Here is a 473-nt window from a genome sequence, read left to right on the forward strand (position 1 = left end):
GCGGCGACGCAGATAGCGACCGTGGCGGTTGGCGCGCAGAGTTTTGCCGCCGGCGTGGCGGCCACGGCGACCGGTTACGGTGCCAGCGCCAATGGCGACTATTCGCTGGCCAGTGGCGCGTTCGCGGCGGCCGACGGTGTCAGCAGTGTCGCCGTGGGCGAAAGCAGCAGCGCCAGCGGTGACGAAAGCGTGGCGCTGGGTGGCAGCGCGGCTGGTGGCAATTTCGTCACCGAGGCCTCGGGTGCGGGCACCACGGCGATCGGCGCGGGCGCCTACGCCACGGCCGACAACGCGGCGGCGTTCGGCTGGTTGGCGGGTGCCGATGCGATCAACGGCACGGCCCTGGGTGCCGGTGCCTGGGTGCAGGCGGCGGCGGACAACTCGGTGGCGCTGGGTGCGCAGTCATTGGCTGACCGGGCCAACACGGTCTCCGTGGGCAGTGCCGGTTCCGAGCGCCAGATCACCAACGTGGC

Annotated in this window: 1 pseudogene; it reads left to right on the forward strand. The window is 72.1% G+C overall.

From position 1 onward, the window contains the following. Positions 1 to 473, forward strand: a pseudogene (locus tag AC3A56_RS17580) (hypothetical protein); the annotation flags it as partial.

Source organism: Rhodanobacter sp. Soil_C_14 (assembly GCF_057657335.1).